We start from the raw sequence: 12255 nt of genomic DNA on the forward strand, positions 1-12255 counted from the left end.
GCCGGCCGCACCGCCCCCAAGGGCAAGCGCATGGGCCACGCCGGTGCGATCATTGCCGGCGGCAGCGGCACGGCGGATGCAAAAATCCGCGCGCTGGAAGCCGCGGGCGCCGTCGTGGCGCAGAGCCCGGCGGGCCTGGGCGAAGCCGTGCAGCTGGCGCTCGGCGCTCGATGAAACTCGCTATCGCGCAGATCAATCTCACCGTCGGCGACATCGCGGGCAACACCGGCAGGCTGCTTGCCGCCGCGCGCGAGGCGTATGCGGCAGGCGCCGCTTTGCTGCTTACACCGGAAATGTCGATCTGCGGCTACCCGGCGGAAGACCTGGTGCTGCGGCGCGATTTTTGCGAGGCCTGCGCGACCGCGCTGGGGAAAATTGCGGACGCGGCGCCGCGCGAACTTGCGCTGATCGTCGGCTACCCCGAGCGCACCGACGACGGCCTGTTCAATGCGGCGGCGCTGCTGCGCGGCGGCCGGGTCGAGGCGGTGTACCGCAAGCACCACCTGCCGAATCATTCCGTGTTCGACGAGCAGCGCGTGTTCGACAGCGGCGACGCGCCCTGCGTGTTTCGCTGCGGCGGGGTGAATTTCGGCCTCAATATCTGCGGCGATATCTGGGAGCCGGGGCCGGCGACGCGGGCGATGCAAGCCGGCGCCGACTGGCTGCTGGTGCCGAACGCCTCGCCATTCCATCTCAACAAGGAGCGCGAACGCCATGCGATCGCGCAGTCGCGCCTCGCCGAAGCCGGCTTGCCGATCATTTACGCCAATCTGGTGGGCGGGCAGGACGAACTGGTGTTCGACGGCGCGTCGTTTGCGTTGAACGCCGGAGGCGAGGTGGTGGTGCAGTGCCCGGCCTGGCGCGAGGGGCTGTTTTATCTGGACATCGCGGGCAACAGCTGCAGCGGCCCCCGGCACGACCTGCAGACCGAGGAAGCGGCAGCCTACGACGCGCTGGTGCTGGCGGTGCGCGATTACGTCGGCAAGAACGGCTTCAAGGGAGTACATCTGGGATTGTCGGGCGGCATCGATTCGGCGCTGACGCTGGCCATTGCGGCCGATGCCCTTGGTGCGGGCCAGGTGCATGCGGTGATGATGCCGTCGGATTACACCGCTTCCATCAGCGTCGAGGATTCGCGCGACATGGTGCAGCGGCTCGGCGTGCGCTATTCCGAAATTGCCATCGGGCCGATATTCGACGCTTTCGTGGCGCAGCTGGCCGGCGAGTTTGCCGGACGGGGAGCAGACACCACCGAAGAAAATCTGCAGGCACGGGCGCGCGGCACGCTGCTGATGGCGCTGTCCAACAAATTCGGCTCGCTGGTGCTGACCACCGGCAACAAGAGCGAAATGGCGACCGGTTACGCGACCCTGTATGGCGACATGGCGGGCGGCTTCGCCGTGTTGAAAGACGTGTCGAAAACCCTGGTGTACCGGCTGGCGAATTACCGCAACAGCCTGCCCGGGGCGGCTGGATTCCAGGTCATTCCGCAGCGCATCGTCGATCGCCCGCCGTCGGCCGAACTGCGCCCCGACCAGACCGACCAGGACAGCCTGCCGCCGTACGACACGCTGGATGCCATCCTGGTGGCCTACGTCGAGCGCGATCTGGCGGCGCGCGACATCGTCGCGCAGGGATTCGACGCCGCCACGGTGAAAAAAGTCATCCGCATGGTCGATCTCGCAGAATACAAACGCCGTCAGGCGCCGCCCGGCCCGCGCATCACCCCGCGCAATTTCGGCAAGGACCGGCGCTATCCGATTACCTCGAAATATCGACCCGAAGGGGAGCTGTCATGAAAAAAATCGAAGCCATCATCAAGCCATTCAAGCTCGACGAAGTCCGCGAAGCGCTGTCCGAACTCGGCGTGACCGGCCTGACCGTGACCGAGGTCAAGGGCTTTGGCCGCCAGAAAGGCCACACCGAACTGTATCGCGGTGCCGAATACGTGGTGGATTTTCTGCCCAAGGTGAAGGTCGAGATCGTCGTCGCCGACAACCTGCTGGATCGCGCGATGGAGGCGATCATCGCTGCCGCGCGTACCGGCAAGATCGGCGACGGCAAGATTTTCGTGACGGCAGTGGAGCAGGTGGTGCGGATACGCACCGGCGAGTCGGGCGAAGCGGCGGTCTGATATCGGGCTGCCTATCGCACCACCAGCAAGGTGCGGCGGTCAGGTTGACGGTTACTGAGCTACCTCTGGGGTAGGCTTGCGGAAGCCAGGAAGATTTTCTGCAACGAGGCGGTGCAGATCAGGAAAAGCGGAATGAACGTGAACGACAGGTTCCGCATTTCGTCGGTGTGGCAATAGAAAAGCCACAAGGGCGTACTGATCGCGAGTGAGGTCAGGAAAAGCCATCGAATGGGCTTGATCAGACTACGCCATGAGATGGACACCAGTAGCAGCAGAACCGCCACGAACAACAGGTTCAGTCCGCGCGGGAACGGAATCAGCGGTGCATAGAAATCGTGCCAGAGAAAGTAATTCTGCAGTGTCGTCCAGAATGCAATATTTTCCTGGAGCTGCCAGATGGTGGTTTGCCCCGGATTCCCCGCGAAACCCGACTTGATGTAGAGATACAGGGCCGCCGAAAGCGCGCCTGCGATGGCGAGGCTGAGCGCAAGTCCAGCCCTGCCGCGTCTGTCCGCGTTCCGAAAGCCGGCATAGAGGACGGGAAGGTACAGGAGCGGCACGAGAATGTTGGATTCCTTGTTCGATACCGCCAGTGGCAGCAGCAGAATCCACCAGTAGTAACGGCCCTTGAGGGCAGTCAGCAGCAATCCACTCAGAAAAAAAAGCTCTGGAAAATCGTAGAAGAAGTTCCCGTGCAGGAAGCTCAACGGCAATAGAAGCAGGAACATGATGGGCGCCGCTACGGCCAGGATAGGGGCTTCCGATCCGGCCACCACTGTGCCGACGAGCATTCTGAGCAGATAGGCGAGTCCAAGCAGGCTGAGGAAATCGATCAGGTAGACGACGTGGAATTTGATTGCATAGTCGGGCGTCCAGAATTCCGGGCCAGGGTTGGCGTGTTTGGCGCGGCCGAAGTATTGCTGCTTGAGATGGTATTTATCGAGGTGGTATTTGACGAAGGCATCCTGGTCCTTTTCCGGAACCAGGCCGGCCGCGAAATTGGCGACCGTGGGCAGGAGCTGCCGATATACGTAGGGCCTCTCGGCCGTTCCGTTCAGCATGGCCGAAAGTCCGAAAGCCGGGCTGCCTTCCTCCAGCGAGCGGGTTTGCATGAAGACGTTCAGCGTCATGGCGGATATCGCCATGAATAGAATCAGAACGATGGCTTCCCTGGCGACAAGCAGTCTGATGCGGGCGAACGCGAAGTCGCCCATTCAGCTTTGGCCCACCAGGTAGACCCCGGCGCAAATCAACGCGACGCCGATCGCGCGGCCTGCGCCGATCTGTTCGCCCATCAGGAAACCGATGGCCACGGTGAAAACGAAGCCCAGTCCGACAAGCGGATAGGCCTTGCTGACATCCCATTTCGACAGGACACCGAGCCAGACCAGGGCCCCCAAACCGTAGAGCAGGAACCCCCCCAGGATGAACTGGTTCGTCATGACCGCGAGCAGGGTTTTGTAGGAATAGGGTTGCGATAGCGTTTCGCGGATGCCGTCGCCAGACATGCCCGCCTTGAGTGAAAACTGGGCGGCCACCGACAGAGCGATGCTGATGACGGCAATGTAGATCGTTTTCATAGAGCAATATCCAGTTTCAGGAAATGGGCGATCAGCATGACGGCAATCATGCCGAAGACCGTTACGCGGCTACCCCGATCCTTGATTGCGTAGATGACGGGATCGTCGTGCATCTCTCCCCGGGAAGTCTTGATCCAGAGCCGGGCAAGCCAGTAGATCAGACCGAAGGCAACGAACCACAGAAGATGCGGTGTGGCGTAGCGCGCCTGGGTTTCCGGAACGTTGATGAACAGCCCGAAAACCACCACGGCTGCCAGCGCCGCTCCAACGCCCAGCGGCCACAACACGACCAGGTCGCCGACGCGGTAATCCCGGCCGCGTGTCGACTGCGTACCACTTTGTTCGAGCGAGACCAGTTCTGCGCAACGTTTCACCAGCGCCAGACTCAGGAATATGAACACCGAAAAGGCGAGTAGCCACGAACTCGTCGCGATGCCGATGGCGACGGAGCCTGCCAGTATGCGCAGGGTGTAGAGGAGCGACAGCATGAGTACGTCGATCAGCACGTATTCCTTCAAAACCAAACTGTACAAACTGGTGAGGACCAGATAGGCGAGGAGCATCAGGACGAAACCCTGGGATACGGCGAAGGCCAGGGCAAAGGCGAGAACCAGGATGGCACCCGCTACGGCAAGCCCGTGCAGTATCGGCAGGTTGGCACTGGCGAAAGGCCGGTGGCGTTTGCGCGGATGGGCACGGTCGTTATCCAGGTCCCATAAATCGTTGACCACGTAGGTGGCCGAAGCCGCAAACGAAAACGACAGGAACGCCAGAATCGTCGTCACCAGCTTGTCGATTTCCAGAAAAGAGAAGGCGGTCAGAAGCGGTACGAACAGCAACAGATTCTTCAGCCACTGGTGAACGCGCAAGGCCTTCAGCAGGACGGCAGGGCCGGCACGCTTGTCGTGAATCTCGTGTTCGACCGGAACGGTGCGTTTGACCTGCTCAGCCACGCCAGGGGAAACGCCAACCAGGACAGCCGCCTGTGCAGCCTGCCAGATCGGCAGATCGGCCCGACTGTCGCCGGCGTATACAAACGCATCCCCGCCGTTTTGCCGAATGGCCTGCAGTTTCGCCTGCCCTTTCAGGTTGTGACCGGCCTCCGTGGCAAGGATACGGTCGAACAGGTTCAGATGCGTGGCGACGTCCTCCGCGATCGAGCGGTGCGCCGCAGTGGCCAGCCAGATTGGCCGTCCCCTGGATTTTTCCTGGCGCAGATAATCCAGCAGAGGCTCGCGGTAGGGGAGGAGCCCTGCATCGATGGAGACGTGTGCCGCAATGGCGTCCTTGAATCCTGCGCGCCCCCTGAGTAGCCACATCGGTAAACGCAGCAGATTGAGCGGAGATTGCTTGACCAGCTTGATGATCGACTCGACAAGCGTGTCGGTCGGCGTGAGCGTGCCGTCCAGGTCGACGACCAAAGGCGTGTTCGTTGCGGTGATCACCAGCCCTCCCTTGGTTTAGGCTTTATTGGTATGGGTGCGGGCGATTATAGCGACTGAGTATTCCGGCGCGTTTGTTTTATCTACATCTTCATGGCCAAACATGCCCACCTGTTGGTCACGCCTGAACCCGAATCCGGCATAGCCAAACTGATGCAAGCCCTTGGCCGCGCTACGTCCAGCACATCAACCGCAGCTACAAACGCACCGGAGCACTAAAGCGGCAGCATCAGTTGAATCTAGAGAACTGGGTGCGGATTCCGCTGCAAGGCGATGATGGTTTCGACTTGAAGGGCCGGCCCCCTTCCCGCAAAGACGCTACCCGGTCGCCAGGCCAGGCTGACATTCTGGAGACGGTGCTTACTGCAGCGTGAGTAGTCCTTACCAGAACCGGTACCACGCCTTGCCCTCAGTACTGACACCCTTGCTGTACTTGCTGTTGGGGAAATTCAGCGTCAGCACGCGCTGCGCATCGTCGCGCAGGTCGGTCAGTTTCAGCTTGTCGTAGGCAATCACCATGATCGCCAGCGCTTCTTCCAGGGCGGGGGCTTCGGGATAGGTTTTCAGCACTTCCTTGGCACGATTGGCTGCGGCCACCCAGGCTTCGCGTTTCAGATAGTATTTGGCGACGTGGACTTCGTTGCCGGCCAGCGCGTTGACCAGGTACTTCATGCGGGCGGTCGAATCGGCGGCGTACTTGCTGTCGGGGAAGCGGGTGGTCAGTTCCTTGAACGACAGGAATGCGTCGCGTGCGGCCTTGGGGTCGCGTTCGCTCATATCCTGGTCGACCAGGTTGCCCAACAGGCCGAGGTCGTCGTTAAAATTCGCCAGGCCCTTCAGATAGTAGGCGTAATCGACGTTAGGGTGATTGGGGTGCAGCTTGATGAAGCGGTCGCACGCGGCAATGGCGGAAATCGGCTCGTTGTCCTTGTAATAGGCGTAGGCGACTTCGAGCTGCGCCTGCTGCGCATAGCGGCCGAACGGGTAGCGCGACTCCAGCGTTTCGAACAGCTTGACCGACCGTTCGTAGTTGCCCTCGTTGAGATTGTCCTTCGCCTCGGCATAGAGCTTTTGCGCCGACCAGCCCGCGGTTTCATCCTTGACCTCGGGCAGCAGGCCGCAGCCGCCCAGGGTGAGCGCAGCGGCCAGCAGTACGCTGCCCAGCGCCGGTTTGAGGCCAGGCGACCGATTGAATGTAGTGAAACCGGATGAACGTTGCTTAAGCATGGGAAAAGACACAGAAATTTCGTCGACCGATTATAAGGGAAATAGCCAAGGCGATATCCGCCAACTGGTGATCCCGGATGCGCAGGGCGGCCAGCGCCTGGACCAGGCTCTGGCCGCCCTGCTGCCGGAATTTTCGCGCAACCGCATCCAGAACTGGATCCGTGCGCGCAAGATCGCGGTGGACGACGCCTGGGGCACGACCAGGATGAAGGTCAGCGGCGGCGAGGCGGTACGGGTCGAAATCGAGCCCGATCCGGACGCCACCCCCGACGCGCCGGAGGCCATTCCGCTCAACGTGGTGTTCGAAGATCCGGTGCTGATGGTCATCGACAAACCGGTCGGGCTGGTGGTCCATCCCGGCAGCGGCAATCGCCAGGGAACGCTGCTCAACGCGCTGCTGCATCACGTGCCGCAGGTCGCCGAACTGCCGCGTGCCGGTATCGTGCACCGGCTCGACAAGGACACCTCCGGCCTGCTGGTCGTCGCCAAAACCCTGCGCGCGCACACCGACCTGGTGCGCCAGCTGCAGGCGCGCACCGTCAAACGCGAATACCTCGCCCTGGTGTACGGCGAGGTCGACCATGCCGGTACGGTCGATGCGCCGCTGGCGCGCGACCCGCACAACCGCACCAAGCGCACCGTGCACAGCATGGGCAAGGAAGCCGTCACCCATTACGACGTGGTCGAGCGCTTTCCCGGCGTGACGCTGCTGCGCTGCAAGCTGGAAACCGGTCGCACCCACCAGATCCGGGTGCACATGCAGCATATCGGCCATCCGCTGGTCGGCGAATCGGTCTACAGTGCCAGCCGCCGCAGTCACCTCAAGATCCCGTTCCCGCGCCAGGCGCTGCACGCCGAAAAGCTCGGCCTGATCCATCCGGTCACGCAGGAATACATCCAGTGGGAATGCCCTGTGCCACCCGATTTCGCCTCGCTGCTGCAAGCGCTGCGCGACAACACCGACTGGGGCAAGTGAAGCCGATCGTTCCCGACTGGCCCGCGCCGGCGCGGGTAAAGAGCCTGATGACTACCCGCGCGGGCGGCGTCAGCCTGGCTCCCTGGGGCGGCCTCAATCTCGGCGATCACGTCGGCGACGATCCGGCCCGCGTTGCCGCCAACCGGTCGCGCCTGCGGGAACGGCTGCCTGCCGAGCCGGGCTGGCTCAGGCAGGTGCACAGCGCGCACGCGGTCGAAGTGGGGCGTGAACCGAATCCCGAAGCCGATGCGTCGTTCACCCGCGAGACCGGGCAGGTCTGCGCCGTGCTCACCGCCGACTGCCTGCCGGTGCTGTTCTGCGACCGCGCCGGCAGCGTTGTCGCCGCCGCGCACGCGGGCTGGCGCGGGCTGGCAGGCGGCGTGCTGGAGGCCACCGTCGCCGCGATGCAGGCGCCGCCGGGCGAAATCCTCGCCTGGATGGGCGCTGCCATCGGCCCGCAGGCGTTCGAAGTCGGCGACGAGGTGCGGCAGGCCTTCGTGAACCGGCACCCCGAAGCCGGCGCCGCCTTCGTGCCGCACGCACCGGGCAAATGGCTGGCCGACATCTACCAGCTGGCGCGCATCCGCCTCGGCCACGCGGGAGTGCAGGCGATCCACGGCGGCGGGCGCTGCACCTTCAGCGAGGCGGACAGCTTCTATTCGTACCGGCGCGATGGCGTGACCGGGCGGATGGCGTCGCTGATCTGGCTGGAACAAACCGTTAGAAGTCTTCCCTGACGCGCAGATAGCGCGGAAAACGCGGCACTCCGTTTTTCGTCAACTGCTGATAGCGATAGGTGATGCGCGTGCCGATGGGCGGCGGCTGACGGCGCAGCGCGTCGGAGAGGCCGCTGCCGATCCTGAAGCGCTTACCGTCCGGCATTTCCATTTGCAGCGCGCCGGTCATGCCCCGGTATTTGCCCTTGCCGGGGACGTGGCCGACGACCACGGCTTCGGCATCCTGCCAGGGCTTCAGCTTCAGCAGCGCGTCGCTGCGGCCGGTCTGATAGGCCGCGTCGGCGCGGTGCAGCATCAGGCCTTCGCCGCCTGTGCGCAGAACGGCATCCAGGCGCTGCATCAGTTCGGCCTTGTCGGCTACCCGCACCTGCTCGACGGCCTCAAGCCAGGGCACGCCGGCCTGGGCAACAATTGCCCGCATTTGCCGGACGCGTTGGCTGAAATCGCCCGCCGCGCCGGGCAATTCGAATATCAGGTAGCGCACCTGCCGCCATTCGGCATCCACCGGCTCGATCTTGCGCACCGTGCCCGACAGCGCATCGAACCGATCGCGCGCGATCCACAGTTCGCCGTCCAGCGGAACGGTCGGGAAGCTGGCGGTGAACCACGCCGGCGCTGGAACGATGCCGCCGCCGCGAAAGCGCAACGTGCGGCCGTCCCACTGGGCGCGCACGCCGTCGAATTTCTCGCTCACCCAATATTGGCTGACATCGACGTCGGCGGCATAGACCTCGGCCAGGAGCATGGCCGGGGTGGCTGGCGGCGTATCAGCCCACGCCGGATGGGCGGCCAGCGCCAGCCACAGTGCGAAAAGGATGCGTTTCAATCCAGCCACTTCTGCATGAACTGCGCGCGGCCCATGGCGGGATCGAGCCGGTAGTCGTCGAACCCCAGCTTTTCATAGAGCGCGCGTGCCGCGCGGTTGCCTGAGAGCACCTCAAGGGTCAGCTTGCAGGCGCCGCGCTCGCGAGCGATGGCCTCGACCCCGGCGAACAATTGCGCGGCTATGCCGCGGCCGCGATGACTTTGCAGGACGACGACATCGTGGACGTTGACCAGCGGGGCGCAGGCGAAGGTGGAAAAACCCTCGATGGCGTTGACGAGGCCGACCGGCGTGGCGCCGTCGAATGCCAGCACGCTGAAGATGAAGGGGCGCGCGGCGAGTTCCCCGATCAGCTTGCGGCGGGCGAAATCGCTGAGCGGCGCGCCGCCGCCCGCCGGCTCGCGCGCGTAATGGTCGAGCAGGTCGATCAGCGCGGATGCGTGTACGGGGTCGTCGTAGCGGGCACGGACAAGCTCAATCATCGGCGTCGATGCGCATCGACAGGTCGACCGCACGGATGTGCTTGGTGAGGCCGCCGATGGAAATGCGGTCGACCCCGGTTTCGGCCACTGCGCGCACCGTCTCCAAGGTGATGTTGCCGGACGCTTCGAGCAGGGCGCGGCCCTGGGTGAGCTGCACCGCGCGGCACAGGTCGGCCAGGCTGAAGTTGTCGAGCAGGATCAGTGGCGCGCCGGCGGCGATGGCCTGCACGAGCTCGTCGAGGTTTTCCACCTCGATCTGCACGCTGACCTTGTCTTCCGCCAGGCGGAACGCGGCGTCGAGCACTTGCGCGATGCCGCCCGCCGCCGCGATGTGGTTTTCCTTGATCAGGATGCCGTCGAAGAGACCCACGCGCTGGTTCTGCCCGCCGCCGGCCCGCACCGCATATTTTTCGGCGATGCGCAGGCCGGGCAGGGTCTTGCGGGTATCGAGGATGGCCGCATGGGTGCCGCGCACCGCCTCGACGTAGGGCCGGGTGGCGGTGGCCACGGCCGACAGCGCCTGCAGGAAATTCAGCGCCGTGCGCTCGGCGGTCAGCAGCGCGCGGGCATTGCCGCCGATGTCCACCAGTACGCTGCCGGCGGCGGCGGCGTCGCCCTCGCCGACCCGCCAGTCGAGGATACAGGCGGGATCGAGCGCGCGAAAACAGGCGTCGAACCACGGCCGTCCGGCGATCACGGCGGGCTCGCGGGTGATGACGCGGGCGCGGGCGGTTTGCGCTGCGGGGATCAGCTGGGCGGTAAGATCGCCGCTGCCGACATCTTCGGCCAGCGCGCGCGCGACATCGGACAAAACCTGTTCTGCATTCAATTCAGACATAAAGGGTTGAAATCGCCCGGCAAGGCATCATTTAGCTGACATTCAATATACCTTAAGCACGAGGTCACTTATGCGTTTCGACAAGCTCACCACCCAGTTCCAACAGGCGTTTTCCGACGCGCAAAGCCTGGCCGTCGGCGGCGACCATGCCTACATCGAGGCGCAGCACCTGCTGCTGGCGCTACTGAACCAGGAAGGCGGCGGCGCAGCGGCCATTCTGTCGCGCGCCGGGGTGCAGGTGCCGGCCCTGAAGGCGTCGCTGACCCAGGCGTTGACGCGGCTGCCCAAGGTGGAGGGCCAGGGCGGCGAGGTGAGCATCTCGCGTGAACTCAACAACCTCTTGAACCTCACCGACAAGGAGGCGATGAAGCGCAACGACGCCTTCATCGCCTCCGAGCTGTTCCTGCTGGCGGCGCTCGACGACAAGGGCGAGACTGGACGCCTGCTGAAGCAGCACGGCGCCCAGAAGGCCGCGCTGGAACAGGCGATCCAGGCCGTGCGCGGCGGCGAGAACGTGCAGTCGCAGGAAGCCGAAGGCCAGCGCGAGGCGCTCACCAAATACACCCTCGATCTCACCCAGCGTGCGCGCGACGGCAAGCTCGACCCGGTGATCGGACGCGACGACGAAATCCGCCGTTCGATCCAGATCCTGCAGCGCCGCACCAAGAACAACCCGGTGCTGATCGGCGAGCCCGGCGTCGGCAAGACGGCAATTGTGGAGGGGTTGGCGCAGCGGATCATTAATGACGAAGTGCCCGAAACGCTCAAGGGCAAGAAGGTGCTGGTGCTCGACCTCGCTGCCTTGCTGGCTGGCGCGAAATACCGCGGCGAATTCGAGGAACGCCTGAAAGCGGTGCTGAAAGAACTGGCGATGGACCCCGGCCGCTACATCGTTTTCCTCGACGAGCTGCATACCCTGGTCGGCGCCGGCAAGGCCGAAGGCGCGATCGACGCCGGCAACATGCTCAAACCCGCGCTGGCGCGGGGTGAGCTGCATCTGATCGGCGCCACCACGCTCGACGAATACCGCAAGTACATCGAGAAGGACGCGGCATTGGAGCGCCGCTTCCAGAAGGTGCTGGTCGACGAGCCATCGGTCGAGTCGACCATCGCCATCCTGCGCGGCCTGCAGGAGCGCTACGAACTGCACCACGGCGTCGACATCACCGACCCGGCGATCGTCGCCGCCGCGGAACTCTCGCACCGCTACATCACCGACCGCTTCCTGCCTGATAAAGCCATCGACCTGATCGACGAAGCGGCGGCGCGCATCAAGATGGAAATCGATTCCAAGCCGGAGGTGATGGACAAGCTCGACCGCCGCATCATCCAGCTGAAGATTGAGCGCGAAGCGGTGAAACGGGAAACCGACGAGGCTTCGAAAAAGCGCCTGGGCCTGCTGGAAGACGAAATCGAGAAACTCGGCCGCGAATATGCAGACCTGGAAGAAATCTGGAAGTCCGAGAAAGCCCAGGTGCAGGGCAGTGCCCACATCAAGGAAGAAATCGACAAGCTGCGCGCCCAGATGGTCGACCTGCAGCGGCGGGGTTTGCTCGACAAGGTCGCCGAGATCCAGTACGGCAAGCTGCCGCAACTGGAAGCGCAACTGAAGCACGCCGAATCGGCCGACACCAAGCCCGCGTTCAAGCTCCTGCGCACCGAAGTCGGCGCCGAGGAAATCGCCGAGGTGGTTTCGCGCGCCACCGGCATTCCCGTTTCCAAGATGCTGCAGGGCGAGCGCGACAAGCTGCTGCACATGGAAGACAAGCTGCACAGCCGTGTGGTGGGGCAGGACGAAGCCGTGCGCGTCGTCTCCGACGCCATCCGCCGCTCGCGCGCTGGTTTGAGCGATCCCAACCGGCCGCTCGGCTCCTTCCTGTTCCTCGGCCCCACCGGCGTCGGCAAGACCGAGCTGTGCAAGACGCTCGCCGAGTACCTGTTCGATTCCGCAGACCACATGGTGCGCATCGACATGAGCGAATTCATGGAGAAGCACTCGGTCGCGCGCCTGATCGG

The 12255-nt window shown here is 63.9% G+C and carries 12 protein-coding genes and 1 pseudogene; 6 read left to right on the forward strand and 7 right to left on the reverse strand.

The window, feature by feature from the left end:
- The 3 genes and pseudogenes from Q0L94_RS01690 to Q0L94_RS01700 form a co-directional block, all read left to right on the forward strand.
- Positions 1 to 174, forward strand: a pseudogene (locus Q0L94_RS01690) (succinate--CoA ligase subunit alpha); the annotation flags it as partial.
- On the forward strand, positions 171 to 1799 hold the full coding sequence (locus Q0L94_RS01695) for an NAD+ synthase (protein WP_296749478.1): 1629 nt from the start codon (positions 171 to 173) through the stop codon (positions 1797 to 1799). The pseudogene Q0L94_RS01690 and the gene Q0L94_RS01695, both read left to right, overlap by 4 nt.
- Positions 1796 to 2134 (forward strand): P-II family nitrogen regulator, encoded by a 339-nt coding sequence (locus Q0L94_RS01700; RefSeq protein WP_296749480.1) that lies wholly within the window; start codon positions 1796 to 1798, stop codon positions 2132 to 2134. The genes Q0L94_RS01695 and Q0L94_RS01700 overlap by 4 nt, the downstream gene beginning before the upstream one ends.
- Before the next feature lie 59 nt (positions 2135 to 2193).
- Here Q0L94_RS01700 and Q0L94_RS01705 read toward each other — a convergent pair whose 3' ends face one another.
- The 4 genes from Q0L94_RS01705 to Q0L94_RS01720 form a co-directional block, all read right to left on the reverse strand.
- The gene (locus Q0L94_RS01705; RefSeq protein WP_296749482.1) at positions 2194 to 3348 is read right to left on the reverse strand and encodes a hypothetical protein; all 1155 of its coding nucleotides are present in this window, start codon (positions 3346 to 3348) and stop codon (positions 2194 to 2196) included.
- Positions 3349 to 3714 carry an EamA family transporter gene (locus Q0L94_RS01710; RefSeq protein WP_296749484.1) on the reverse strand — a complete coding sequence of 122 codons (366 nt, stop codon included), beginning with the start codon at positions 3712 to 3714 and terminating at the stop codon, positions 3349 to 3351.
- Positions 3711 to 5159, reverse strand: a complete 1449-nt coding sequence (locus Q0L94_RS01715) for a UbiA family prenyltransferase (protein ID WP_296749486.1) — start codon at positions 5157 to 5159, stop codon at positions 3711 to 3713. The genes Q0L94_RS01710 and Q0L94_RS01715 overlap by 4 nt, the downstream gene beginning before the upstream one ends.
- Before the next feature lie 378 nt (positions 5160 to 5537).
- The gene (locus Q0L94_RS01720) at positions 5538 to 6383 is read right to left on the reverse strand and encodes an outer membrane protein assembly factor BamD (protein ID WP_296749488.1); all 846 of its coding nucleotides are present in this window, start codon (positions 6381 to 6383) and stop codon (positions 5538 to 5540) included.
- Here Q0L94_RS01720 and rluD point away from each other — a divergent pair.
- Both rluD and pgeF read left to right on the forward strand, forming a co-directional pair.
- Positions 6382 to 7359: a 23S rRNA pseudouridine(1911/1915/1917) synthase RluD gene (gene rluD, locus Q0L94_RS01725; RefSeq protein WP_296749489.1), complete on the forward strand. Its 978-nt coding sequence runs from the start codon at positions 6382 to 6384 to the stop codon at positions 7357 to 7359. The two genes, Q0L94_RS01720 and rluD, sit on opposite strands and share 2 nt — an antisense overlap.
- Positions 7356 to 8096, forward strand: coding sequence for a peptidoglycan editing factor PgeF (gene pgeF / locus Q0L94_RS01730; RefSeq protein ID WP_296749491.1), 741 nt, complete (start codon positions 7356 to 7358; stop codon positions 8094 to 8096). Before rluD ends, pgeF begins: the two co-directional genes overlap by 4 nt.
- On the opposite strand, the gene Q0L94_RS01735 is transcribed toward pgeF, so the two are convergent.
- Genes Q0L94_RS01735 through nadC form a run of 3 tightly spaced genes read right to left on the reverse strand, consistent with a single transcriptional unit; the run spans position 8080 to position 10239 of the window.
- The gene (locus Q0L94_RS01735) at positions 8080 to 8931 is read right to left on the reverse strand and encodes a DNA ligase (protein ID WP_296749493.1); all 852 of its coding nucleotides are present in this window, start codon (positions 8929 to 8931) and stop codon (positions 8080 to 8082) included. The two genes, pgeF and Q0L94_RS01735, sit on opposite strands and share 17 nt — an antisense overlap.
- The gene (locus tag Q0L94_RS01740) at positions 8919 to 9401 is read right to left on the reverse strand and encodes a GNAT family N-acetyltransferase (RefSeq protein WP_296749494.1); all 483 of its coding nucleotides are present in this window, start codon (positions 9399 to 9401) and stop codon (positions 8919 to 8921) included. The genes Q0L94_RS01735 and Q0L94_RS01740 overlap by 13 nt, the downstream gene beginning before the upstream one ends.
- Entirely contained in the window at positions 9394 to 10239 is an 846-nt protein-coding gene (gene nadC / locus Q0L94_RS01745; protein WP_296749496.1) for a carboxylating nicotinate-nucleotide diphosphorylase, read from the reverse strand. Before nadC ends, Q0L94_RS01740 begins: the two co-directional genes overlap by 8 nt.
- A 70-nt stretch (positions 10240 to 10309) precedes the next feature.
- On the opposite strand from nadC, the gene Q0L94_RS01750 reads away from it, so the two are divergent.
- Positions 10310 to 12255: Clp protease N-terminal domain-containing protein (locus tag Q0L94_RS01750; protein ID WP_296749498.1), on the forward strand; the 1946-nt coding region annotated here is incomplete at its 3' end.

The sequence above is a fragment of the Thiobacillus sp. genome (assembly GCF_024708915.1).